Source organism: Microbulbifer sp. 2205BS26-8, from assembly GCF_030731025.1.
GTDB classification, from domain to species: Bacteria; Pseudomonadota; Gammaproteobacteria; order Pseudomonadales; family Cellvibrionaceae; genus Microbulbifer; species Microbulbifer spongiae.
On sequence record NZ_JAVAMR010000005.1, the window covers coordinates 89,330 to 114,575 of the forward strand.

At 55.7% G+C, this 25,246-nt stretch carries 23 protein-coding genes and 1 pseudogene; 17 read left to right on the plus strand and 7 right to left on the minus strand.

The features are described 5' to 3' along the window. Nucleotides 1-193: 193 nt before the first annotated feature. Nucleotides 194-1,951, minus strand: a complete 1,758-nt coding sequence (locus Q5Y71_RS03060; protein WP_306039973.1) for a SulP family inorganic anion transporter — start codon at nucleotides 1,949-1,951, stop codon at nucleotides 194-196. Nucleotides 1,952-2,275: 324 nt separating this feature from the next. Further along, nucleotides 2,276-2,605 (minus strand): helix-turn-helix transcriptional regulator, encoded by a 330-nt coding sequence (locus Q5Y71_RS03065; RefSeq protein WP_306039975.1) that lies wholly within the window; start codon nucleotides 2,603-2,605, stop codon nucleotides 2,276-2,278. 98 nt (nucleotides 2,606-2,703) lie between these two features. Between Q5Y71_RS03065 and Q5Y71_RS03070 the strand changes: the two genes are divergently transcribed. The 17 genes and pseudogenes from Q5Y71_RS03070 to Q5Y71_RS03150 all read left to right on the plus strand — a co-directional run bounded on the left by Q5Y71_RS03070 (nucleotide 2,704) and on the right by Q5Y71_RS03150 (nucleotide 18,813). After that, the gene (locus Q5Y71_RS03070; RefSeq protein WP_306039977.1) at nucleotides 2,704-3,582 is read left to right on the plus strand and encodes an MBL fold metallo-hydrolase; all 879 of its coding nucleotides are present in this window, start codon (nucleotides 2,704-2,706) and stop codon (nucleotides 3,580-3,582) included. 252 nt (nucleotides 3,583-3,834) lie between these two features. After that, entirely contained in the window at nucleotides 3,835-4,536 is a 702-nt protein-coding gene (locus tag Q5Y71_RS03075) for a spondin domain-containing protein (protein ID WP_306039979.1), read from the plus strand. A 22-nt stretch (nucleotides 4,537-4,558) separates the two neighbouring features. Further along, nucleotides 4,559-5,293, plus strand: coding sequence for a spondin domain-containing protein (locus Q5Y71_RS03080; RefSeq protein WP_306039980.1), 735 nt, complete (start codon nucleotides 4,559-4,561; stop codon nucleotides 5,291-5,293). A gap of 100 nt (nucleotides 5,294-5,393) precedes the next feature. Continuing rightward, nucleotides 5,394-6,101 carry a response regulator transcription factor gene (locus Q5Y71_RS03085; RefSeq protein ID WP_306039982.1) on the plus strand — a complete coding sequence of 236 codons (708 nt, stop codon included), beginning with the start codon at nucleotides 5,394-5,396 and terminating at the stop codon, nucleotides 6,099-6,101. Further along, a complete protein-coding gene (locus Q5Y71_RS03090; RefSeq protein WP_306039983.1) occupies nucleotides 6,082-7,569 on the plus strand; it encodes an ATP-binding protein in 1,488 nt (495 codons plus the stop codon). Before Q5Y71_RS03085 ends, Q5Y71_RS03090 begins: the two co-directional genes overlap by 20 nt. Before the next feature lie 488 nt (nucleotides 7,570-8,057). Next, nucleotides 8,058-10,307, plus strand: coding sequence for a GTP diphosphokinase (gene relA, locus Q5Y71_RS03095; protein ID WP_306039986.1), 2,250 nt, complete (start codon nucleotides 8,058-8,060; stop codon nucleotides 10,305-10,307). 13 nt (nucleotides 10,308-10,320) lie between these two features. Continuing rightward, a complete protein-coding gene (gene mazG, locus Q5Y71_RS03100) occupies nucleotides 10,321-11,151 on the plus strand; it encodes a nucleoside triphosphate pyrophosphohydrolase (RefSeq protein WP_306039988.1) in 831 nt (276 codons plus the stop codon). Between the two features lie 187 nt (nucleotides 11,152-11,338). Further along, a complete protein-coding gene (gene adk / locus Q5Y71_RS03105; RefSeq protein ID WP_306039990.1) occupies nucleotides 11,339-11,992 on the plus strand; it encodes an adenylate kinase in 654 nt (217 codons plus the stop codon). A 168-nt stretch (nucleotides 11,993-12,160) separates the two neighbouring features. Next, on the plus strand, nucleotides 12,161-13,159 hold the full coding sequence (hemH, locus tag Q5Y71_RS03110) for a ferrochelatase (RefSeq protein WP_306039991.1): 999 nt from the start codon (nucleotides 12,161-12,163) through the stop codon (nucleotides 13,157-13,159). A 265-nt stretch (nucleotides 13,160-13,424) separates the two neighbouring features. After that, the gene (locus Q5Y71_RS03115) at nucleotides 13,425-14,204 is read left to right on the plus strand and encodes a hypothetical protein (RefSeq protein WP_306039993.1); all 780 of its coding nucleotides are present in this window, start codon (nucleotides 13,425-13,427) and stop codon (nucleotides 14,202-14,204) included. Between the two features lie 320 nt (nucleotides 14,205-14,524). After that, nucleotides 14,525-15,226, plus strand: coding sequence for a tRNA (adenosine(37)-N6)-threonylcarbamoyltransferase complex dimerization subunit type 1 TsaB (tsaB, locus tag Q5Y71_RS03120; RefSeq protein WP_306039995.1), 702 nt, complete (start codon nucleotides 14,525-14,527; stop codon nucleotides 15,224-15,226). Between the two features lie 3 nt (nucleotides 15,227-15,229). Continuing rightward, nucleotides 15,230-16,027: an undecaprenyl-diphosphate phosphatase gene (locus tag Q5Y71_RS03125; protein ID WP_306039997.1), complete on the plus strand. Its 798-nt coding sequence runs from the start codon at nucleotides 15,230-15,232 to the stop codon at nucleotides 16,025-16,027. A gap of 4 nt (nucleotides 16,028-16,031) precedes the next feature. Continuing rightward, nucleotides 16,032-16,913, plus strand: a complete 882-nt coding sequence (locus Q5Y71_RS03130; protein WP_306039999.1) for an NAD(P)-dependent oxidoreductase — start codon at nucleotides 16,032-16,034, stop codon at nucleotides 16,911-16,913. A gap of 113 nt (nucleotides 16,914-17,026) precedes the next feature. After that, nucleotides 17,027-17,314 (plus strand): DUF3524 domain-containing protein, encoded by a 288-nt coding sequence (locus tag Q5Y71_RS03135; protein WP_306040001.1) that lies wholly within the window; start codon nucleotides 17,027-17,029, stop codon nucleotides 17,312-17,314. Between the two features lie 141 nt (nucleotides 17,315-17,455). Then, nucleotides 17,456-17,891: pseudogene (gene tnpA / locus Q5Y71_RS03140) on the plus strand (IS200/IS605 family transposase). Between the two features lie 40 nt (nucleotides 17,892-17,931). Continuing rightward, nucleotides 17,932-18,465, plus strand: a complete 534-nt coding sequence (locus Q5Y71_RS03145) for a DUF3524 domain-containing protein (RefSeq protein ID WP_306040051.1) — start codon at nucleotides 17,932-17,934, stop codon at nucleotides 18,463-18,465. Nucleotides 18,466-18,477: 12 nt separating this feature from the next. Next, nucleotides 18,478-18,813: a hypothetical protein gene (locus Q5Y71_RS03150; RefSeq protein ID WP_306040002.1), complete on the plus strand. Its 336-nt coding sequence runs from the start codon at nucleotides 18,478-18,480 to the stop codon at nucleotides 18,811-18,813. 102 nt (nucleotides 18,814-18,915) lie between these two features. Here the strand turns inward: Q5Y71_RS03150 and Q5Y71_RS03155 are convergent, their stop codons facing one another. The 5 genes from Q5Y71_RS03155 to Q5Y71_RS03175 form a co-directional block, all read right to left on the minus strand. Continuing rightward, entirely contained in the window at nucleotides 18,916-20,628 is a 1,713-nt protein-coding gene (locus Q5Y71_RS03155) for a thiamine pyrophosphate-dependent enzyme (RefSeq protein WP_306040004.1), read from the minus strand. Nucleotides 20,629-20,668: 40 nt separating this feature from the next. Next, complete coding sequence (locus Q5Y71_RS03160) at nucleotides 20,669-22,348, minus strand: FMN-binding glutamate synthase family protein (RefSeq protein WP_306040005.1); 1,680 nt, start codon at nucleotides 22,346-22,348, stop codon at nucleotides 20,669-20,671. A gap of 258 nt (nucleotides 22,349-22,606) precedes the next feature. Next, nucleotides 22,607-23,758: a saccharopine dehydrogenase family protein gene (locus Q5Y71_RS03165; protein WP_306040007.1), complete on the minus strand. Its 1,152-nt coding sequence runs from the start codon at nucleotides 23,756-23,758 to the stop codon at nucleotides 22,607-22,609. 177 nt (nucleotides 23,759-23,935) lie between these two features. After that, nucleotides 23,936-24,661 carry a UDP-2,3-diacylglucosamine diphosphatase gene (locus tag Q5Y71_RS03170; RefSeq protein WP_306040009.1) on the minus strand — a complete coding sequence of 242 codons (726 nt, stop codon included), beginning with the start codon at nucleotides 24,659-24,661 and terminating at the stop codon, nucleotides 23,936-23,938. 36 nt (nucleotides 24,662-24,697) lie between these two features. Next, nucleotides 24,698-25,207 carry a peptidylprolyl isomerase gene (locus Q5Y71_RS03175; RefSeq protein WP_306040010.1) on the minus strand — a complete coding sequence of 170 codons (510 nt, stop codon included), beginning with the start codon at nucleotides 25,205-25,207 and terminating at the stop codon, nucleotides 24,698-24,700. Between the last annotated feature and the right edge of the window lie 39 nt (nucleotides 25,208-25,246).

A 25,246-nucleotide genomic window follows, 5' to 3' on the forward strand; every position in this document is an offset into this window, starting at 1 on the left:
CAGAGTTATATGGGGGTGCGTTGAATTGCTCGGCCCCTTGGTGTTCTCTCTCGCTCCACAGTTGCTGCGGATTGCATGTTGTGACGCAATCAAATCATCGAATTCGTATCGCGGATATTTTGTAATTCCCGGTGAATCCCTGCAAGCCTGCCCCCGTTTAAAGGGGGTGAGGCTGTTTTGGGTTGCACCTGTCTCAGGTGGATTTGGCAGGAGGTAGCGAATCATTGGATTTACTGTCGTCGACATTGATCTGGTGGCGACGCAGGGCCAACTCGGCGATATAGGAAGACAGAAAGACCCGTCCACTCAACTCCTGCAGCAGTCTAGAGCGCCCCATGCGGTCCAGCACCGGCCCCTTTACTTCCGCCAGATGCAGGCGGATGTCGTGTTCCCTCAGATCCCGGTTAACCTGCTGTAACCGCTCTATCGCGGTGCTGTCAATACGGTTCACCGAAGAGAGAATAAGTACCAGGTCATGGGGGTTCCGGTGGCGTTTGATCTCGATCAGCAGGCGCTCCTCTACGGCGCTGATATTGCTGAAGAACAGGTTTTCATCAATACGCAGGAACAGGATACCCGGTTGGGTTTTTACTGTGTGGCGCAGCACATTGCGAAAATGCTCGCTGCCCGGCACGCGTCCGACCACGGCAATGTGGGGTCTGCTGGTGCGCCAGATAAGCGTAGCGAAGGACAATCCGATACCCAACCCAATACCGGTTTCGACACCGAACAGCAAAACACCCAGCAGAGTGCCGGCCATAGCGAGGCCGTCGGTACGGTCGTAGTGCCAGTGCAGGGCCATGGCGCGGAGATTAATGAGATTGGCGGCCGCTACGATAATGGTCGCAGCAAGCACACACACTGGCAATTCCGTGAATATCCGGGCCGCGTATAACAGGACCAGGGCAATCAGCACGGCAGCGATCACCCCGCTCAATGGAGATTTAGCACCAGCCTCATCGTTCACCGCAGTGCGTGCAAAACTGCCTGTGACTGCGAAAGCCCCGGAGAAAGCACTGAGCAAGTTGGCCGCGCCCAGGCCTCGCAGCTCGGCGCTGGCATTGAGTTTTTCCCCCCGGCGCAAGGCGATGGCATGGGCGATGGAGAGGCTTTCCACAAACCCGAGCAGGGCAATAATCAGTGCCGGCAGCATCAGTTGGTGAATCAGGCTCAGGCTGAAAGTTGGCATCTTCAATTCTGGCAGGCCGCCCGGAATATCACCAACCACGGGTATCTCTTTTCCCCAATGGAAAAGAATGGTGAACAAAATTGCCAGCAAGACAATTAGCATGGGAGCCAGGCGCGACAGCAGTCTGGCCCTGGGGGGGGTGATACCCATTTTTATCAATACAACGGGCAGGCCCAGCCGCGCACAGATCAGGCTCAGCAGAGCGGTGACCCCAAGGATGGCGGTTTGCGGGTCCGTACTGGAAATGTTGCTAAGGGTGCTTAGCAGTATCTCCAGGGCGGTATCACCACTGTTCTCCACCCCCAGCAAAGGAGCGATTTGACCGACAATAATCAGGATAGCTGCACCGGAGATAAAACCGTCCACAACCGGCAGGCTCAATAGATTGGACAAGCTGCCAAGGCCGAGAAATCCCATCGCCAGGAGTATCAAACCACTCAACAGAGCGAGAAGGATGGCACTGTTGATGTATTCGGCACTGCCCGGTGTGGCGATAGGGCTGAGGGCCGAGGCGGTCATTAGGGCCAGCACAGCCACCGGGCCCACTGACAGTACCGAGCTTGAACCAAACAGGGCGTAACCCACCAGTGGCAGCAGGCCAGCATAGAGCCCCAGGTACGGCGGCAGTCCCGCCAGGGCCGCATAGGCCAGCGCCTGGGGTACAAGCATCATGCTGGCAATAAACGCGGCAATGGCATCACCCGCCAGCCATTCGGGTCGGTAGTGCTTGAACCAGGGAGGAATCAGATGGTGCACCCGCATATTGTATCCATTAGGCGTTGGCGGCCCCTAGTAGCACTGCAGCGAAAAGCCAGGCGGGCGCAATGGGAGGGCCCCGGGCTTCCCCGGATAAACCGGGTGCAGAGTGTTTGTTTTGAGACTCAGTTGAAAATGTTCTCAGTGGTGAGTAGTGCAGTAAAGTGGGTTTTCATCATATCGATCTTTTCAGCTGGTTGGTGAATGGTACAGAATGCAAATGGTGACAAAGCTCGCCAGTTCGCACACCAACAGGGCGGCCACAAATAGCATGGAGAGTGGATCTGGGCGTTGTCAGAAAGGGCGGTGGGCGTGATCAAGGCCAGCCATTCAATCGACATTGGATGACTCCGCACAGTAGAGGTGGTAGAGGGTTTGCAGCAGGCACAGAGCCTGGGGAGCGGCAACCCGGTAGTAGATATGTTTGCCTTCGCGCCGGGTGGCCACCAGGCCCTCGCGGCGCAAAACGCCCAGTTGCTGGGAGAGACTGGGTTGTTGAATGTCCAGCTGCTTTTCGAGTTCGCTGACATTGAGTTCTCCCTGGCTGAGTTGACACAGCAGGAGCAGGCGGTCCCGATTGGCCAGGGAGCGCAGCATGGCGGTGGCCTGGTCGGCGGATTCGCGCATTTTTCTGAGGTCGGGTTTGCCGGTATCTGGCATGGGGTTCAGTTAATGACAGTGTTCACAAGCACAATATATTGTTTTATATATTATCAAATTGTATATTGCTGGGCCAATTGATTTTTGGGGGTTATGTGATGCCGCAGAAAAAGCAGGTCACTCAGGTACAACCGTTTCTTGACAAGGATACGGAGACCTGGAGCTATGTGGTATACGATCGAGAGGGCGGTTCTGCTGCGGTGGTGGATGCCGTACTCAACTACGATGCTGCTTCCGGACGCACCAGTAACCGGGGTGCAGAGGAGATTGTGTCATTTATCCGGCGCAAGCGGCTTGTGCTGGAGTGGATGTTGGAGACCCATGCGCACGCGGATCATCTGTCGGGGGCGCCCTTCCTCAAAAGCCAACTGGGGGGGCGCATTGCCATTGGGGAGCAGATCTGCCAAGTGCAAGAGATTTTTCGCAAGGTGTTTAATCTAGAGCGGGAATTTTTGGCCGATGGCAGTCAGTTTGATCATTTGTTTAAAGACGGTGAGATTTTCCAGTTAGGAGCGCTGGAAGCACGGGTGATTTACACCCCCGGGCACACTCCTGCGGATATGGTGTGGCTGATCGGTGACGCCCTGTTTGTCGGCGATACGCTGTTTATGCCAGATGTGGGGAGTGCCCGTTGCGATTTTCCTGGTGGTGATGCCTCTCAATTGTATCATTCTGCACGAAAAATCCTGGGACTCAGAGAAGAAATCCGCATGTTTGTGTGCCACGACTATCCGCCCAAAGGCAAGCGCGGCTACCAGTGTGAAACGACTGTGGGTATCCAGCGTCGTGACAATATCCATTTGCGCGAAGGGGTTAGTGAAGCGGAGTTTGTCGAGATTCGCAATAAGCGCGATGCGGATTTGGCCATGCCAAAGCTGATTATTCCCTCGGTACAGGTCAATATCCGCGCAGGACAGCTTCCCCCGGCGGAACCCAATGGCGCTGTCTATCTGAAGGTGCCACTCAATCAACTCTAGGATTGTGCTGCAGGGCCGCTGTATCCTCCCAACCGATTGCGGTTATTCCGTTTGTCTGCCTCGGAGGCGGATGAATCATACAGGCTGGCCTTTGCCCTGATACCGCTAGCCCTGAGTTCATCAGATTCGAGAAGCCTTTGTCACTGTGATAGAAACGTGATGATTTAGTGATCGCCAGTGGATATTTCCCCTTTAGCCTGAACAAAGTTCTTCGGTCTTTTAATTGTATAACTACAGACTCTGGGGATAGCTATGAAAATCAAACCAATTCTAGGCGCGTTGACGCTGGCTGCTGCTGCGACAGGCGTCCACGCACAAACGGTTTCAGTGGAAGTCACCAATCTGACCCACAGCATTTATTTTACACCGCTGCTGGTTTCTGCCCACGCGGACGCATTTCACCTGTTTGAAATCGGTACCGCTGCCACGCCTGCGCTGCAAATGATGGCCGAGGGCGGAGATATCAGTGGTTTGGTTGCCGAGGCTGAATCCGTAGGGGCGACTAATGTGGAAAATCCTGCCGCTGGTCTGCTGGGGCCTGGTACCAGCGTCAGCCTGGAGGCGTTTGATAGTGGCAACAACGGATTTCTTTCCATAGCCGCCATGCTGCTGCCTACCAATGACGGCTTTGTCGGGCTTGATGCCTGGGAAATCCCCACGGAACCCGGCAGCTATACCCTGTACCTCAACGCCTATGACGCCGGTACCGAAGCCAACGACGAGCGGGTGGTGGCGGGTAGCGGTGCGCCATTTGTCGCGGGAATCCCCGCTAATCCTGGTGGCAATGGGGGGGCCGGTGGCACTGGTGTTACGACCGAAGAAGTCAACCAGAGGGTACATATTCACCGTGGCAATATCGGTGATACCGATCCGGTTGCCGGTACCAGTGATCTGGATGCGCGTATTCATCGCTGGCTGAATCCCGTGGCCAAGGTTGTAGTGACTATCCAGTAGGGTGGCAAGGGGAGAATTCACCATGAAAAGATTGAAATTGGGCGCTCTGCTGGTGTCTTTGGCTATTTCAGCCCTGCTGACCGGCTGCGACAGCGATAACAATGATCGTGTCGATGTGCCGGACAACCCTGTACCTGAGCCTGAACCTGTCACGGTGGGGTTTGAAGTAACGGTTACCAACCTGACTCACGGGCAGCCCCTGTCACCGATAGCGGTGGTGGCCCACGGCAGCACGCTGCAGGGCTGGACTGTCGGCGAACCTTCCAGCAGCGGCCTTGAGCTGCTTGCCGAAGGTGGCGACAATAGCGAATTCCTGATGGCGTTTGAGGATGCCGGCAACTTTGCCTCAATCAGTGCAGAAGCGCCGCTGGGTCCGGGCGGCACAGATAGCTTTTCTCTGAGCTTTGCCGAAGAGGAGGAAATACTGCTGACGGTCGCCACCATGCTGGTCAATACCAACGATGCATTCAGCGGGGTCACTCGAATCGACATTTCTGCCCTGGCGGTGGGAGAGTCACTGCAACGATTGGCACCGGTATACGATGCAGGCACCGAGTTTAACAGCGAATTGGCCGGCACCATACCTGGTCCCGCTGATGGTGGCGAGGGTTTCAACGCTGAACGGGAGGATACGAATTTTGTCGCACGTCACCCCGGCATTGTCAGTCGGGCAGATGGATACACCGAATCGGTTCTCAACCAGTCCCACCGTTTTGATCAGCCAGCCATGCTGCTAAGCATCACCCGGACCGAGTAATAATTGCGGCCCTGCTGCGACAAACTGTCCAGGACCTGTGCAGCTCATCCCGGGGAGGGAGAGCTGCGACAGGGAAAAGACTTTGAACCGGTGGGTCGCTATGAGCAAGCGTATTCTGATAATCGAGGACGATCACGATATATTGCGCTTGTTGCGCATGCATCTTGAGGCACTGGGTTACTTGGTCACCTCCTGTGACAATGGGGAGCAGGGGCTGATGCGGGCCCTCAACCAGAAATTCAACCTGTTGGTGCTCGATGTGATGCTGCCGGGCCTGGACGGGCTGGAAGTCTGCCGCCGTTTGCGAGATGCCGGCAATGCCCTTCCGATTCTGATGCTGACCGCACGCAGTTCCGAACTGGATCGGGTGCTGGGGCTTGAAATGGGCGCCGATGACTATCTTCCCAAGCCATTTGGCATACGCGAGCTGCAGGCCCGCGTCAAAGCTCTGTTGCGTCGTACCGCACTGAACGCCCAGGTGGAAAACCGGGTGGATCGAATGATTACCTGTGGCCGCCTGCACATCGACTGTACCAAGCGGCTCGCAACGCTGGATTTGCGGTCACTGGAGCTGACGGCGCGGGAATTCGACCTGCTTTGTTACCTTGCCAGTCACCCCGGCAGAGTTTTTCGCCGAGCGCAGATTCTGGATGCGGTCTGGGGTTACCAACACAGCGGTTACGAGCACACGGTGAATTCCCATATCAATCGCCTGCGCAGCAAACTGGAGCGGAACCCTTCGCAACCGGAATATGTGTTGACAGTATGGGGTGTGGGCTATAAGTTTAATGATGCAGTTTCTGCGTGATGCTTTCTTCCGGCGCCTGGCACTGCTGCTGTTGTGCAGTTTTGTTATTGTGGGCGCGCTGTTTCTGCTGCTGATGCGCTATGTAGTCAGCGCCCATCAAAATGAAGTGGCGCAAAACCTGCACCGCGATCTGGCTCGCCATCTAGTCGATCAACATGCATTATTTATTGACGGCCAGCCGGATAAAGAGGGCCTCTATCACCTGTTTCACAACCTGATGGTATTGGGCCCGAACTTTGAATTCTATCTGCTGGACCCACAGGGCGAAGTGCTCGCCTATTCCGCCGATCCGGCCCAGATCAAGCGCCGGCATATCGATATCGGACCCATTCGCACGTTTCTCGGCAGTCCCACTGAAATTCAGCGCACAATATATGGCGCGGACCCCCGCGACCGCGAGCGACGTAAGATCTTTTCCGCGGCCCCAGTAAATCGGGATGGCCAGCTTAAAGGCTATATGTATGTGATTATTGGCGGTGAGGTGTTTGATAATGTGGCGCAAGGTGTGTGGCAGAATCAGATCCTGCGCTGGGTGGTGGTGGTTTTCCTCGGTGGCCTGATACTCAGCTTGATGGCTTCTCTATGGGTGTTTGGCCTGCTCACCCGCCCACTGCGGCAACTCACCGGGGATATGCAGCGCTTTCGAGCTGTCGGCCTGCAACGGGAGTTGTCGCCAACGCCCTGGGATGCCAATGCCAATGATGTGGTTCACCGCCTGGGCAGTGCCTTCAATGCATTGACTGCATCGCTGCGGGCCCAGTACCTGCGTATAAAAACCGTCGATGAAATGCGCCGGGAACTGTTGGCCCATATTTCTCACGACCTGCGCACGCCGCTTTCATCCTTGCGGGGGTATCTGGAAACTTGGTTGATCAAGCGCGAAGAACTGAACCCGGACGATAGCCGGCACTATGTGGAGACGGCTTATCGCAATAGCAAAAAAGTGCATCGGTTGGTGGAACAATTGTTCGAACTGGCCTGCCTGGAAAGTGCCGATGTACCCATGCACTTTGAGGAAATTGTGCTGGCAGAACTGATACAGGATGTATTGCAGAAATTTGCCCTGAAAGCCCGCCAGCACTGTGTAAGAATGGATGTGACCCCGCAAGATTCAACCATTGTAGTACACGGCGATATTGAAAAACTCGAACGGGTATTCTCCAACCTGGTGGAAAATGCCCTGCGCCACTGCGGCCGCGGTGATGAGATCATTGTGCAATTGCAGCCCCGCGGTAAAGAAGTGCTGGTCAGTGTGAAAGATAGCGGCTGCGGAATACCCGCTGATGATCTGCCACATATATTCGAGGCCCATTACAGGGCGGCCAACAGCTTACCCGACAACAGTGGGCAGGGTGGGCTGGGGCTTGCAATCACCAAAAGGTTGCTGGCACTGCACCAGGTTGATATCAGTGTGTGCAGCAGGGAAAATCACGGTACCGCCTTTGAGTTTCAACTGCGCTGTAGCTGATGTGCGTTGTTCTTGGATATGGTCGGACATTTCTGCTGTCGGCCTCTGGCTATCCCGGTATTTTTCTGATGCCGGATTGCATGGTGTGGCACCAGGTCCGGCCAGTCTCCTGCCCGACAGCTCCCCTCAATGGATTCGGTTACAGAGCGAAAGCAGCATCCAGCTGAGTGCAGTGGCTTTGCCCAGGAGATAGGTCCCCCCTTTATGTGGGCGCATGTAGCGTGGATACCCATCCTGTCTCAGAGGGGAGGGACTGATGCTATGGGGGGCCGGGACATATAGCAGGCCGCTGGCCCCGCTTTGGGCCGCCGCATGGCTTCACACCCTGGGGACGCCGCCACAGGGCGTTTCTGATTTGCACGCAGCTTCTTGAAAAATATAAAGAAAATCTTGGACTTTGACGGCTTCAAACCTATGATAGAAGCCCCGCTTGGGGCCGGTAAATGAGGTCAATTGCGTTAAAAATCCCTGTTATGGTCCGATAAGGCATGGTTCAAGTCAGAAAACATCATTCCTACGGTGTTGAGCGCGAACTCGATCTGGAGTCCTGGCTGCGCCATATGCAGAAACTGGCCGGGCTGAATGGCGCCCAGCTCGTGACGCTGCGCCGCGCTGCTGAGATGAGTGCCGAGGCAGAGCAGCGGTCCATCGCGGTGGAGCACATCTGGGCGGAAGGTGCCAGTAGTTTTGCCACCGGGCTGGAAATGGCCGAGATACTGGCCGACTTGCAAATTGATTCCGAGGCACTGGTTGCCGCTGTACTGTATCGAGCGGTGCGGGAGAAACGCCTGCCACTTGGGGTGGTGGAGGAGGGGTTTGGCCCGGTAGTGACCAAGCTGATCCGCGGAGTCCTGCGTATGGCAGCGATTCGCAGTCGCAGTGCAGGTACCGGTGATGAGGGTAGAGGCGGTGCTGTAGAAGAGCACTCGGAGAATATCCGCCGCATGTTGGTGGCGTTGGTAGATGATGTGCGGGTGGCGTTAATCAAGCTTGCGGAGCGCACCTGCGCGATTCGCGCGGCAAAGAATGCCGAGCAGCCTAAGCGCACACGCGTGGCCCGTGAAGTGGCCGATATTTACGCCCCCCTTGCGCACCGTTTGGGTATTGGCCATATCAAGTGGGAGCTGGAGGATCTTTCGTTCCGCTACTTGGAGCCGGGAGATTATAAACAGATTGCCCACCTGTTGGATGAGAAGCGCCTGGCGCGACAAAAATATATCGATGCGGTATTGGACCTGCTCCGTGGCGAGCTGACGCGTGCAGATATTGAGGGCGATGTTTACGGTCGGGCAAAGCATATCTACAGTATCTGGCGCAAAATGCGCCATAAGAACATTGGTTTCTCACAGGTATACGATATTCGCGCAGTGCGGATACTGGTCCCTACGATACGGGACTGTTATGCGGTGCTGGGGATAGTGCATAATTTATGGCGCAACATACCCAATGAGTTTGATGATTACATCGCCTCCCCCAAGGAAAATGGCTATCGCTCCCTGCACACTGCGGTTATTGGGCCCGAGCGCAAGGTGTTGGAGGTGCAGATTCGCACCTTCGCCATGCACGAGGAGGCCGAGTATGGTGTCTGCGCACACTGGCGTTACAAAGGCACCGATCTCAAGAAAAGTGGCAGCCAGGACAGTTACGAGCAGAAAATTTCCTGGCTGCGCCAGGTGCTCGATTGGCACGAGGAAGTGGGCGGAAATCCTCTGCGGGATGACTTGCAAAGCAGTGACGTTGATACACGCATTTACGTGTTCACCCCGGATGGGCACGTAGTGGATTTACCCAGCGGTGCCACACCTCTGGATTTTGCCTACAAGATTCATACTGAAATCGGCCATCGCTGCCGCGGTGCCAAGGTGGATGGGCGCATCGTGCCCCTCAATCACGAATTGCGTACTGCCAATCAGGTGGAAATTCTCACCAGCAAACGGGAGGCCCCCAGCCGCGACTGGTTGTCTTCGGGCATGGGCTATATCACAACTTCGCGGGCGCGGGCCAAAATTATCCACTGGTTTAAGCAGCAGGCGCGAGACCAGAATATCGCTGATGGACGCAGCATTCTCGACAGCGAATTCAGGCAACTGGCGCTGACAGAATTCGATTTTGAGAAACTGTCGGCCAAGCTGAATATGTCTTCACTGGAGGATCTCTATGCGGCTGTGGGTGCCGGGGATATTGGTGTTGGCCAGGTCTTGAATGCCGCCCAGCGTATGGTCAGGGTGGTACCTGTGGACAAGGTGCCCTCGCTCACGGCACCGGTTGCCAGGGGGGAGGGCAAGGCGGATGTGTATATCGATGGCGTCGGCAACCTGCTCACCCATATTGCACGCTGCTGCAACCCCTTGCCGGGCGACGATATTATGGGCTATATCACCCTCGGTCGCGGAGTCTCTATTCACCGAAAAGACTGCGCCAATATGCTGCGCATGCAGGCGGAGGAATCCGACCGGGTGCTACAGGTGAGTTGGGCTGAGAAGCCACAGGAACTCTATGCGGTGGAGATAGTGATCGAAGCCTACGACCGCCATGGCCTGCTGCGCGATGTAACCGTGATGCTGGACAGCCATAAAGTCAATGTCACCGCTATGCAGACCCGCTCCAATAAGCACAGACACACCGTGGAAATGGTGCTCACCGCAGAGATCCACAACTTTGAAGAATTGAGTCGTGTGCTGCACCGCATCAATCGCCTGCCCAATGTCGCTTCGGCGAAGCGGCGTATGCTGCACTGAAAGAGAGGGGCAAGTGCAAGACGAATACTCGCTGGAAGACCTGCTGTACCTGATGGCCCGACTGCGCGATCCCATGAGCGGCTGTCCTTGGGATTTGAAACAGACGTTTGACAGCATAGCTCCCTGTACGATTGAAGAGGCCTATGAAGTAGCCGAGGCCATCGAGGCCACTGATTACGAACATTTGCGCGAGGAGCTTGGCGACCTGCTGTTTCAGGTAATCTTCTATGCCCAACTGGGCCGGGAGCAGGGCTGTTTCGACTTTCCGCGCATTGTCGATACCCTGGTGCGAAAACTTGTGCGCAGGCACCCCCATGTATTTCCCGATGGTAATCTAGACGGTGAAGCCGACACTGGCGATGTGGATGCGGTACAGGTGAAGCGGAACTGGGAGGCGATCAAGGCTGCCGAGCGCAATGTCAAGGGTGACGCCGGGGTCCTGGCCGGAGTGGCGGTGGGACTACCTGCGATGACGCGTGCGGCCAAATTACAGAAACGTGCTTCGCAAGTTGGCTTCGACTGGCCGGATATTCATGGTGTGCTCGACAAAATCGAGGAAGAGATTACCGAGCTGCGCGAGGCCGTGGCGCTTGGCGATCGCCGGCACGTAGCGGAAGAACTGGGTGACCTGGTATTTTCCTGTGTAAATGCAGCGCGTCACTTGAAGTTAGATCCCGAGGCGATACTGCGTCGCAGTAATCGCAAATTTGAGCAGCGTTTTGGTGCTGTAGAGTCTGCGCTACAGGCCCGGGGGCGCCGGTTTGCGGATGTCAGCCTGCGGGAATTGGACCGGCTTTGGAAGCGGGCGAAAGCGGAGCAGACGCCCAAGCCTCATGATCCCTGACGCAAAACGCAAATGGAGTGCCGGTTTGATCGAAAATCACCGGGTCCTGCACCTGACGGGAGCTGTGTAATTTTACCGGAATGGGGGGTATAAGCAGCAATCTTGCTCAATGTTGGGTCTGCGTGTAAGGTAGCGCTCTTTTGGTGCGGCGACTGTTGGACGTCGACAGTTTTGGAGGCTACAGAACATGCGAATTATTCTCTTGGGCCCACCGGGAGCCGGCAAAGGCACTCAGGCACAATTTATCGTAGAGAAGTTCGACATTCCGCAAATCTCCACCGGCGATATGCTTCGTGCAGCGGAGAAATCTGCCACACCTCTTGGCCTGCAGGCGAAAAATATTATGGCGGCAGGCCAACTGGTCTCTGATGATCTGATCATTGCCCTGGTGAAAGAGCGCATTGCAAAGGCTGACTGCGCAGGCGGTTTTCTGTTCGATGGTTTTCCCCGCACTATTCCCCAAGCCCAGGCCCTGCTGGATGCGGATATCCCTATCGACCACGTTGTGGAGATTGCAGTTGACGATGAGGAAATTGTCAAGCGCCTCTCCGGCCGGCGCATACACGAGGGCTCTGGCCGCGTGTATCATATTATTTACAATCGACCCCGGCGCGAAGGATTGGATGATATGACCGGTGAGGCACTGATTCAGCGCAACGATGATAGCGAAGAGACTGTGCGCAAGCGTCTTGCGGTCTATCGTGAGCAGACGGCGCCCCTGGTTGGTTTCTACCGTGAGCTGGAGGCGCGCTCCCCGGAAACAGCCCCCAGATACACGAAAATCTCCGGGGTTGGCAGCATGGAGGAAATTCGCGGTAAGCTACTTGAGGCCCTGTGCTGAGTTGTCGATGCCGATACATCTAAAAAGCTCCCTCTCGGGAGCTTTTTTATATTACCCTCACTGCGCCTTTGGCGGAAGATCAGCATTTCTGTTCCTTGTGAGTGTCCCTTTAACCAGTTATTTTCGGCGGGCTTTACCGACAAATTTACTGATCAGGCGGGTTTGACTATGTCCACGGCAGTAATCTTGATGAATTTGGGCACGCCCGCACAGCCGACTGCAGCTTCGGTGAGGCGATTTTTGCGGGATTTTCTCTCTGATCCCCGTGTTGTGGAAATTCCCCGCCCTCTCTGGCTCACAATATTGAACTGTCTGGTTTTGCCGTTTCGCCCCAAGCGCATCGCGCCCGCCTATGAGGGAATATGGAACCGTGGTGTGGATGGTGCTCGGGTTGCAGGTTCTCCACTTCTCTACTATACACGCACACAGGCTGAGTTATTACAGGAGCATTTTTATAGTAACGGGCGCGATCTTGTGGTTGAGTATGCTATGACCTACGGCGGCCCGCGGCTACACCAGGTGGTGGAGACATTGCGTAAAAAAGGGATTGAATCCTTTGTTGTTTTCCCACTGTATCCACAATATTCAGCTACAACCACAGCGGCAATTTACGATCAAGTGGCGCAGATTTTTCTCAAGAGCCGCGATATTCCAGATATTTCGCTAGTAAGGGATTATTATCATAATTCCCTCTATATCAACGCGCTCGCCAATTCCGTGCGCGAGCACTGGCAGAAATACGGGCCGGCCGAAAAACTCCTGTTGTCATTTCATGGTATCCCGAAGGCCAATACTGAGAAAGGAGATCCCTATTATCGGCACTGTCTAGAGACTGCGCGTCTGTTGGCGGATCAATTGCAAATTGCCGGGGAATGCTGGCAGGTCAGTTTCCAGTCCCGTTTTGGCAAAGCGGAATGGTTGCAGCCCTATACCGATAAAACACTCACGGAATGGGGCACACGCGGCGTGGCTTCCGTAGATGTCATCTGTCCTGCATTCTCGGCGGACTGCCTGGAGACTCTGGAAGAAATTTCGGTAGAGAATCGCGCTATTTTTCTCGATGCGGGGGGAAGTGAATACCGATATATTCCTGCATTGAACCTGCGCAAGGATCATATTGAGGCGCTAGCTGCAGTGCTTGAGAACCGCTTGCCGGGACCAAAATAATCTCCATCACTGCGCCAAAGAGAGCCTCTGCGGTGAAATTTGATAAAAAAATCTACTTTTTGCCCGAAAAGCCTTTATTTATTTGCTTTTTGACTTGCAATACCGGATATTTTTATTAACTTTGATATGGTTGTATCGAAATAGGCGGTGTGGCGCTATGCATAAGTAATAAAAACAGCCCATTGCAGTTTTTATTCGATAGCAAAAAGGCAATGCTGCCGGCACACTTTCGGAAGTACTTCTTTTTTCAGTGAGGAGACAAGGGATGGCAAGAGTAGCGAAAAAGAGTACGCGGACGACTGGCTCGACCACGGCGTCGCCAATAGTCGCGAGAGCACAGAAGGCGCTGGTTGCAGCGAACAAGTCATTGGCGGCACAGCTGGATCGTGTGGCAAAGGCTAAAGCCCGTGCCAAAAAAAGTAAATCGGTAGCCGTGAAGACCTCGCTGGCCAATGCCAATAGCAAAGCGAAAGCTATGCGCGTCAAGCTGGCTGTGGTCAAGATAGATCTCGCCAAAGCCAAAGCCATGGACGCGGTGCGCGTTGCAGAAGTGGCCGCTAAAGAGAAGATTGCCGCTTTGTCCGAGAGCCTTTCTGCCAAGGCGAACAAGGACCTGGCGGCGGCTCTGAAAGCGTTTGAAAGCCGCTGGATGAAAACCCGCGCCAAGGTACACGCCAGGAAAATCAAGGCGGCCGAGAAAAAAGCCGAGGCCAAAGTGAAAGCGGCTGCGAAGAAGGCGGCAGCAAAAACCAGAGAGCTAGAGAAGAGGGCGGCAGCGAAGCTCAAGGCGGAGGCCAAAAAGTCCACTGCCAAGAAAAAGACCACTGCCAAGAAAAAGACCACCGCCAAGAAAGCGGTCAAGGCAAAAAGAGTAGGCCGGCCAAAGAGGGCCACTACAGCGGCAAAGCGGGCTGGTCGTCCCAAGAGAGCCACCAGGACCACTGCCGCGAAACGGGTGGGCCGCCCCAAAAAGACCTCCGCTAAGGCTACCAGGGCAACGAAGAAAACAGCGCGCCGTGGTCGCCCCCGCAAGAAGGCAGCCTGATACAGTCCCGTTCAGCCTACTGCTGAGCGGTGAGGCTGGATCGGCTATCGTGAACCCCGGCTGCGGCCGGGGTTTTCTGTTTACTGTGGTAGACAGCTATTCCCCCGGCAATGAGCAAGGTCCTCCTGGGCCCAACTGATTGCCCCTTTTAAAAGACCAGCAGAAGTGAGCGTATCCCATTCTCCAGAAATCATGGCGGCATCACCCCGTGCCGTTATGGGGCACCATTTCTATAGCTGTGGGGGGGGAATAAATTACATGACTCCCTGTCATGACCGTGCCACAATGCCCCGCTCGCAATTTCCCGCTTTGAGACAGCTGTGAAGATTCTCGCCTTGGATACTACCTCCAGCGCCTGTTCTGTAGCCTGCTATGGCAATGGCCAGATAACCGCGCGTTTCGTGCAAGCCGAACGCGGCCACACCCATCGGCTGTTGCCAATGGTGGACGAGGTGCTAGCCGATGCGGGCGTTGTCCTCTCTGACCTGGATGCGCTCGCAGTAAGTCATGGGCCCGGTTCATTCACCGGGCTGCGTATAGCCATCAGCTGCGCCCAGGGCCTGGCATATTCCGCCGATATACCTGTAGTGCCGGTATCCAGCCTGTCCGCCCTAGCACTTGGTGCTAGGCGCACACATCCCGAGTGGGGGGGTGCCCCGATTGTGTCGGTGCTGGATGCCCGTATGGGGCAGGTTTACTGGGGTGTTTTTACAGCACAGTCGCCCCATCACAGCCTGTTGCCCGAGGCGGTGACAAGCCCTGAGCAGATGGTATTGTCTCTGCAGAAGGCAACACTTCCTGCTCCACTGTATGGGGCCGGCCCCGGTTGGCACTACAACCGCCTGCGTGCGGTTCCGGTTGCAGGTATCGATCAGAATACCCCGGTTTGTGCGGAGGATATCCTGCAATTGGCGATGCCCCTGTGGCAGGCGGGCGTGGCAACAACCGCCGAGGCGCTGGAGCCCAGATATCTGCGCAACGAAATCACTTGGCAAAAACGACAAAAAATTCGATCCCGGTAGTCTATGGAAATTTTTCAGATCGTTGTGTTGGCCTTGATGCAGGGGTTGACTGAATTTCTCCCAATCTCAAGCTCAGCCCATTTGATTCTACCCGCCGAGCTGCTTGGATGGCGGGATCAGGGACTGGCCTTTGATGTGGCTGTGCACCTGGGTTCATTGATTGCGGTGGTTTTTTATTTTCGCAGGGATATCCGGCTGCTGATCAGAGATGGGCTGGGCGGATTTATCGATGGGCATTTTACCGCTGAAGGACGGCTCGCCTGGTTGCTTGTTCTCGCTACCATTCCGGCTGGTTTGGCCGCCCTGGTATTCGATGACTTCATTGCAACGAACCTGCGCTCCGCAACTGTGATCGCTGCTGCTATGATCGGTTTTGGGATACTGCTCTGGTGGGCGGATGTGCGGGGAGCCAGAAGGAATTCGCTCGCACAGCTCAATTGGAAGAAAGCCCTGTTGATCGGGATGGCGCAGGCGATTGCTCTGATTCCCGGAACCTCCCGTTCCGGTATTACCATGACGGCTGGATTGATGCTGGGCATGAAGCGAGAAGCGGCTGCGCGGTTTTCCTTTCTGATGTCGATCCCGGTCATTACACTGAGTGGTCTGTGGCTTGCCATGGATTTGCTCGCACTGGATACCATGCCCTGGCGCGACATACTGCTCGGCGCGGTGCTCTCCGGTATCAGCGCGTATTTATGTATTCATTTCTTTCTCAAATTGATCAGTCGCATAGGCATGGCACCTTTCGCAATATATCGCCTGGCGCTGGGGGCACTCCTACTTTGGGTGATCTGGAGGTAGTTTTATGGCAACGGTAGCGTTTATTGGCCTCGGGGTCATGGGATATCCCATGGCAGGCTATCTCTCGAGGGCAGGCCACTGTGTACGGGTATATAATCGCACGCTCAGCCGCACAGATCAGTGGCTGCGTGCATACACTGGTCGGGGTTTTGCAACCCCGGGGGAAGCCGCGCGCGGTGCAGAGGTGGTTTTTACCTGCGTGGGAAATGACCATGATTTGTCCGAAGTGGTGCGCGGAGAGCAGGGCGCTCTTGCTGCTATGGGGCAGGGTACACTGCTGGTGGATCACACTACCGTATCCGCAGATATCACCCGATCACTCGCTGTTTGCGCCCGTGATCGGGAGATTGGATATCTCGATGCCCCGGTATCCGGTGGCCAGGCAGGTGCACAAAAGGGGGGCTTAACGGTGATGGTGGGTGGTCAGGAAGCGGATTATCAACGCGTTCTCCCTTTGATCAATTGCTATGCAGATGCGGTCAAGTTGATGGGCCCGGTAGGCAGTGGACAACTGTGCAAGATGGTCAATCAGATTTGTATCGCCGGCGTCGTCCAGGGGCTTGCCGAAGGCCTGTACTTTGCCAAGGCAGCGGGGCTCGACGCGGGGGAAGTTGTCAGTGTGATTTCCAAGGGCGCCGCGCAGAGCTGGCAGATGGAAAATCGCTCGAAAACCATGCTGGCGGGGGAATACGAGCATGGATTTGCCGTCGACTGGATGCGCAAAGACCTGGCAATTGTCCTGGATGAGGCCCGGCGCAACGGTGCCCTGTTGCCGCTGACCGCCCTGGTGGATCAATTTTACAGTGAGGTACAGGCCATCGGGGGCTCCCGCTGGGATACTTCCAGCCTCTTTGCACGACTGATGAAGATACGCCCCTTCGAATGATCTATTTATTCTGCCGTTCGTTCCCGGGCCGGGTGTTTGTATGGCCGACCCGGGTTATATGCTGCACAGTTGTTGCTGACTCCCGATGAAAACGCTCCTGCTCTCTGCCTACGATGCCCACAGCCATAGGCGCTGGCGCAAGGGTCTGGTTGCTGCCTTATTTCAGTTGGCGTATCCGTGGCAACAGTCTCACCTGGGCCAGAGGGGGTGCTGCGCGGACTTTGCGACAGGATTGGGACCTGATAATTGCCACTTCGATGGCAGATCTCAGTGCTTTGCGCGGGCTGGTACCGGAAATAGCCGGGGTGCCTGTTGTTGTCTACTTTCATGAAAATCAGTTTGCCTACCTGGCAAGCGCCGATATCACCCGATCCATAGAGCCGCAAATACTGAATATCTAAACGGCGCTGGCAGGAAACTTGTTGCTTTTTAATTTAATCATTAGGTAAACCCCCGGCTATGCCGGGGGGACTTGAATAGGTTCGACCGTTGCTACGGTCTAGTAGCCTTCTATTTCGACCAAGAAGTAGAAGGGTGTACCTATGAGAGACTATAAAAGTTTGACGCATACAAGTTGGGATTGTAAATACCATGTAGTGTTTATCCCAAAACGTAGAAGAAAGTTGATATATGGCAATCTGCGCAAGGGCTTGGGGGAGGTCTTCCATGGGTTGGCTGGTAGAAAGGGTTGCAAGATAGAAGAAGGACATTTAATGGCAGATCATGTGCATATGTGTATCAGTATCCCACCGAAGTATTCGGTATCGAATGTAGTAGGATATTTGAAAGGTAAAAGTGCCATTATGATAGCCAGGCGCTTTCTTTAAGGGGAAACAGAGAAAGTTTGCAGGAGAGCATTTTTGGGCGAGAGGCTATTTTGTCTCTACAGTAGGTCTGGATGAGGAACTGGTTAGAGCATATATCCGTAATCAAGAGCAGGAGGATGTTCGTCGAGATCAAATGATGCTGGGGCTATAGTGCCTTGGGTGCAAATAAAGCCCTTTGAGGGCGTCACCCTATAAGCTCCCGGCTTTGCCGGGAGTCGTTTAACTCTGAATTTAACCGCCGCACCATGATCGACGGTGCCGCCAGGCTATTAAAGCGCTTCCCCGATGGTGTGCCGATGGGCGCCTGCGAAGAAATGGAGCGCAAATCCCGGGTACTGCCGGTGCCCCTGGAAGATTCCCTGTTTATCGCTGCCCGCAATGCCACCCCAGAGCCCAGTGTGGCCCGGAAGTATCGCTGGACTCAGGGCTATCAGGGGGCAATTCCCCCAGGAGTTTTGGTTATCAGGTGGGCTGCGCGCTGGGAATATGACAAGGGCCCCGAACGCCTATTGTGTATTCTGCGGGGGCTGAAATCGAAAGGGGTGGATTTCCTGCTCAACCTGATGGGCCAATCCTTCCACAGCTGCCCCGAGGCACTAATGCGCATTCAGCGGGATTTTGCCCAACACCTGTTGGTGGTAGGATATGTACAAAACGCGGAGACCTACCGCGATATCCTCAGAAACAGCCACGTATTTCTCTCCACTGCCCAACATGAGGTTTAGGGGCTGGCAGTGATGGAGGCCGCGATAACCGGGTGCACGCCACTGGTTCCGGATGAACAGTGTTACCCTGAATACTACCCCAACTCCTTGCGCTATATCGGTGTTACCGATGCGCTTGTCAAACTGGCATCCCTGGCCGTTCAGGTCAGAGAACACAGGCCTTTGCCAAAGGTGGAATTTGAGGCGTTTTCCTGGAAGCAGCAGTGGCGGGCATACAGCGACTGCCTGTATCGCCTGGCTCGGAAAGAGCACTTACGGAATAAAACAAGAGCACCGTGTGCAAGCGCGAAAGGCGATGTGCCGACGATTGACACAGACCCCCTGGAAGCAAACAATCCCGCTCAGTAGTGCGGGTATCTCAGTGGAAATGGCGCGATTACGGCTGTCGTCACCGGCAGGGGGGAACCGATGCAAGTACGGTATGGTATGGATGCCTTTTCCTAAGCAGGGTTAGCGCAGGAAATTGTCTTTCAGCAGGTCGACCACTTCGTCCCCGCGTCCACTGAGTATGGCTTTGAGGCCAAATAGTGCTGTGGACGATACCTGCTGTGCTTTGATTGATGGCGGCATAACCAATTCCATACGGTTCACGGTGACATCCAGTAGGGCGGGTCCTTCTGCGGCCAGCCAGCGTTGCATGGCCTCGGACAGATCACCGGCTTTGTCCACCTTCTCCCCCCAAAAACCGCAGACTTCCGCCAGGCGACCGAAGTCCGGATTTTTTAACTCGGTGTAGCTGTCCAGCATTCCCTCGATGCGCTGTTCCATTTCCACGAAACCGAGAGAATGGTTGTTAAATACCAGCAGCTTCACAGGAATCTTTTCCTGCACCAGTGTGAGCAGATCTCCCATCAGCATGGTCAGGCCGCCATCGCCACACAGGGCGATCACCTGGCGACCGGGGTATGCCTTGGCCATACCCAGCGCTTGCGGATAGGCATTGGCCATAGTGCCGTGAGACAGACTAGTGAGGAAGGCGCGCTTACCGTTGGCATGTAGGTGGCGCAACATCCATACCATTGGTGAACCACCGTCTGCGGTGAAGGCCGCATCATCACCAGCCAGTTTGTCCAGGGTCTGGGCAACAAACTGGGGATGGATCAAGCTGGGGTCTGGCTCGTTGCCGCGTTTCTGCAACTGCTTCAGATCACTGCTGTAGCGCGCGCGCAGGCTTTCCAGAAATGTCTTATCGCTGTGGGGCTTCAGGCGCGGCAGCAGGGCTGACACCGTTGTGTTGATATCGCCTACCAGCCCCATGTCCACGGCAGTGCGGCGGCCGAGGTGGGAGGCCTCGATATCCACCTGGATAATGGTGGCCTTTTCCGGGTAAAACTGCGTGTAGGCGAAGTCGGAGCCAAGGCACAGCAGCAGATCGCAGGTCATCACGGCATGGTATCCGGCCGGGTTGCCTATGAGACCGTTCATACCCACATTGCAGGGATTGTCGTAGTCTAGGAATTCTTTGGCCCGGGTGGTGTGGACTATCGGCGCTGCCAATTGTTGGCCGAGCTCGACCACGGCATCGTGGGCAAAGCGGCAGCCGATGCCACCGTAAATGGTGATATTCTTCGCCCGATTGAGTTTGTCCGCCAGGGCGTCCAGCGCTGTATCTTCCGGACGTGTCAGCCACCGTGGCCTGTGGACCGACCAGGGTATGCTGTCCTTTGATTTTATTTTAAACATGTCGCCATTGACCACCACTACCGCCACACCGCGGTGGTTGAGTGCAGCCTGAGCGGCCTGGCTCACGATTCGTCGAGCCTGGTCCGGATGGGCAATGGGTTCACAGAACACGGAGCACTGCTCGTAGAGTTTTTTCTGATCGACTTCCTGTGGGTATCCCAGCCCCTGTTCAGAGCGGTCGATGTTCGAAGCGATCAGTAGCACCGGTGCACCGTTTCTGTGGCTTTCAAAAATGCCGTTGATAAAGTGCAGGCTGCCGGGGCCGGTTGTGCCGGCACAGACGCTTAATTCGCCACTCAAGTAGGATTCGCCCCCGGCGGCGAAAGCGCCCACCTCTTCATGACGGACGTGGATCCATTCGAGTTTGGAGTGTCGTACGGCCGAGGTGAAATGGTTGATGGTATCGCCGACAATACCGTAGCAGCGTTTCGCGCCGGCTTTTACCAGGGTGTCAGCGATGATTTCTGAGACCGTCAGCATAGTGTTCTCCGCAGAAGGGGCAGTTAGAGAGAAATGGTGTTCAGTACGGACTGCGTCGAATCGACTGTTTCAATCCCATGTCGAGCCTGACGGTGGGTAGGAATGAGTCCGCCTGTGCGGCTAGCCACCACTGTCCGTAGGGCGTTTCTTCGGGCGCCTCGATCAGAGATTTCTCATCGATAAAATGCCAAATATGGTGGATGGGCTTTGAGTCGCCGCTGCTGAGGTTGTGATACAGGTGGTAGGGTTTTAGGTCGCGCGGATTACTCAGGCCGGCGGCAGCGACAATATTGCCCAGGGCCTCCAGTGTTTTAGCCTGAAATGCCGCTGCGCGCTTACTCTGGACTTCCACTACCAGTCCGCGCTGGCGGCGGGGGTCCTGGGTGGTGACGCCGGTGGGGCAGGTGTCGGTGTGGCAGCGCTGTGACTGTATACAGCCAATGGAAAACATGAATGCCCGCGCAGCATTGCACCAGTCGGCGCCGACTGCGAGGCACGCCGCCAGGCCGGAAGCAGAGAACAGTTTGCCGCTGGCAGCGAGACGGACCTTATCGCGCAGGCCCGCCCCCACCAGGGCGTTGCGCATCACGATCAGGCCCTCCAGAAGCGGCATACCCACATGGTTGGAGAGTTCCAGCGGTGCAGCACCTGTACCACCCTCGGACCCATCGACTACAATAAAGTCGAGTAAAATCCCGGTTTCGCACATGGCTTTCATAATGGCCATCACTTCATAAATATGACCCACACAGAGTTTAATGCCAACTGGTTTGCCTCCGGAGAGTGAGCGCATCTGGTCGGCAAACTGGAGCAGTTCTATGGGGGTGGAAAACATGGAGTGCGCACGCGGAGACACACAATCCATCCCGGGTGTTACTTTTCGCGTGGATGCGATTTCCTGTGTGACCTTTACCCCTGGCAACACCCCACCATGACCGGGTTTGGCACCCTGGCTGAGTTTGATTTCCGTCATCTTCACCTGGTCGTCGCAGGCTTCGCGGAAGAGATCCGGGTTAAAGCTGCCATCGGGATTGCGGGTGCCAAAGTAGCCGGAGCCCAGCTCCCATACCAGATCGCCGCCATGCTTGCGGTGGTAGGGGCTGATGCCCCCCTCACCGGTATCTTGGTAAAAACCGCCAATCGCGGCCCCTTTATTGAGGGCCTCAACGGCGACGGCGGAGAGTGCGCCAAAACTCATCGCGGAGACATTGAGCAGCGAGACATTGTAGGGTTGCGAACACTGCTCTGTCCCAACCTTGATGCACGCTCCCACATCCACTTTGTCTGCCGGGGTAATAGAGTGTGTCAGCCACGTACTCTCGGGGGCCTGGACATCCAGTTCGGTTCCAAAGGGGTGCATATCAGAGAAGCCATCGGCGCGGGCATTGACCAGGCGACGGGCCTCGTAGCTGAACGGCAGGCCCTCCTCATCGCCTTCGACGATATAGGCGCGGAAATAGGGGCGCAAATTCAGGAACATCCAGCGGATACGTGCGGCTACCGGATAGTTGCGGGTCAGTGTCCACTGGCGCTGGAATATATCGTAAATGCCCAGGATCAACAGTGTCAGGCTTCCCCCCAGGGCAATCAGCCACCAACTACTTACTGTCACCGTGAGTATCAGGAAAAAGGGTGTCAGGAACAGGGCACTCAGTGGAATAATGGCACGTTTGAGTCCGTTCCTGCAGGAGAAGGCCTGCCAAGCATTGGATATCATCATAGGGGGTCAGTTGCCGTGTTGTTGGCGTTACCGGGAGTTCTGATACTGAACCTAGATCATTCGCGACGACTTTGCCGCGATTGCGCTGGGATTTGCTGTCGTTAATCTGGCAGCCACATAGATTGTCGGCCGATGGTGGCACTGACGAGCATCCGCCGGTGTTGAGCTGTTGCGGGCGGCACCGCGCAATTGTGGCGGTGTTTCAAGGCTGTGAATGGCACAGGGGAGGGAATACCAGCTGGGCGGTTGAACAATCCCCTAGCAGGTAAGTGCCGGCAGGCGTTCCCGGGTCAAGGTCTCCAGCGCAGTCACCACAGAAAAGTTGTTCAACTCCATCAGGATGTCATCCAGGTCCAGGAGTTGCCAGCAGGCCTGTGCACCGGCTTTTGGCGCATTTCCCTGTAAAAACTGACGGGATAGAGCCACTGCCGGTGCTGCAGATATCCAGGCACCATCACCGTTTAAGCCGAGAATCTGCCACTGCTTGGTGGTGCTTTCGCCCTGCCTGTTTTCTCCACCGGCACGCACGACCATACCGCTGTGCGGGCTGCCGCCCGGCCAGTGCGCACTGAGTTTGCACCCGAGTACAGCCAGTTGAGTAGTGGGTAACGGTAGGTGCTGGCGGATCAGGTGGGCACAGGCAGACAGGCAGACTTGCACAGTGCGCGGTTCCAGGCCGGTTGCGAAACGCGCACTGTGCAGTTGCGGGAAGTGCCGGGGACAGAGTTCGAGATCTGGCGCATCAGAGTCGCTTAGCCAGCGTTTGCCCACTGGGTGCGCCAGGGTCACTGGGCGCAGGTGCTTGCCGCTAAATGACTCGTGCCAGCGGCCTTTTTGCAGCTGTGGAAAGCTCTGCCCCAGGGATTTTAAACCTGTTCCAGCTGTGCCCAACTCGCAGTTTGTGTAGTGTGCCGGTGCGACGGCGATCTCCACCGAGTGGATAATCGGCAATTCCCTCTGTATCTCGGCAAGGGCGGCGGAGCTCAATGCCGGTAGGGTACCGGCCCCGGACACCATGGCAATACCCGCAGCCTCGGCGGCAGGAGACAAACGGTGAAAATCGCAGACAGAGCGGCGTGCATTGGAGATATCAATGTAAGGCGTGCGAGATTCAATGCAGGCTTTGGCAACGCGGTTGTCGGAGTCATTTTGAATGGGGCCGGCGCAGTGGATCAGCAGGTCCAGGTGCAAGGCTTTGAGCTGTGCGGCGAGGTTGATGGCGTCCCTCTGCAGACGCAGCCCTTCAGCGATGCCGCCAAGCTTTTTCGCGCATCGGTCGGCCAGCGCTTTGTTGCGGCCGGAGATAATCAGTTGTATCTCTGGCTCAACACTCAACATTTGTGCAATGCGTGCGCCAAGCCTGCCGTAGCCGCCGAGTATCAATACACGCTTGTTCAGGTTATTGATCACCTGGGTCGCACTCCTCTCCCCCGAGGTAGGCGTTGATCATGCAATGGTCCAAGGTGAAAAATCAAGAAAATCTGTCTTTGTCCCGAACGGCGCTGCTGTCTCTGGCCGATCTTTCCTTTCGGCAAGTGAAACTCGTAAATGGGAGCCGGTACTCTTTGTGTGGGCTGTGGTGTTGGTTCAGGCGATAGGCCAGCGCATTAACTCAAGGGCATCTTTGCCTGCCTTCAGGCACCACCCAGACTTATCCCAATCCCCCAACACAATGCGTTCTACCGGCTTGGTGTCAAGGGTGAGGTGGTGGCGCCCGGGCCTGTGAGTATGGCCGTGGATCAGTATGTCCACATGGTATTTGCGCATCATTCTTTCCACTTCTTCAGGGGTGACATCCATGATGTCCACGGCCTTGCGGCTGTTCATAGCCTTGGAAACCGCGCGAATTTGTGCCGCGATGGCGCGGCGCTCTTCCAGCGACTTGGCCAGCAGCGCCTGTTGCCAGTTGGGGTCGCGGGCCTGACGGCGAAATGTCATATATGCCTCGTCTCGGGTACACAGGCTGTCGCCGTGCATCAACAAGACCCGATGACCGGCGAGGGAGAGTATTGTGGGGTCTTGCAGCAATACCGCACCGACGCGCTGGGCAAAATCGACGCCGAGGAGAAAGTCGCGGTTGCCGTGCATCAGATACACTTCAACACCGCTGCCACTGTAACGGCTGAGTTCACGTACAACCTCATCGACCAGGGGGGCATCGTCGTCATCGCCGACCCAGGCTTCGAAGAAGTCGCCGAGGATATACAGGGCGCTGGCACCGGCGGCCGGACCGCGCAGAAAATCAAAGAAGGCCCTGGTGATCCTGGGGCGGCCCGTATCGAGGTGCAGATCAGAAATCAAATAAGTGGACAATGTTCCCCGCCTTAAGGTCCCCGGTGACCCGTAGAATTACTTATCGGTGTAGTCTTCGGAGAGGCTGACACCGGTGATTTCGATGGTTTCAAGCGGTACATCCTGGTGAAAACCCTTGCTGCCGGTTTTTACGCTCTTGATTTTGTTGACCACGTCCATGCCATCGGCAACTTTACCGAAAACACAATAGCCCCAACCCTGGGCGTCTTGACTGCGGAAGTTCAGGAAGTCGTTGTCTTTGACGTTGATAAAGAACTGGGAGCTGGCGGAGTGCGGGTCCATGGTGCGGGCCATGGCCAGGGTACCCACGTCGTTCTTCAAGCCGTTGTTGGCCTCGTTTTCGATGGTTTCTCGGGTTTTCTTCTGCTCCATATCGGGGGTCATACCGCCCCCCTGGATCATAAAGTTGTCGATCACCCGGTGGAAAATGGTTCCCGTATAAAAATCGTCACGACAGTACTGTAGAAAATTGGCTGCCGTTTTTGGAGCCTTGTCAAAATCCAATTTGATAGTGATGTCTCCGTGGGTGGTATGCAGGGTGATCATAAAATGCCCTATAACGGTTGGTTTGGGGCGGCATGATAC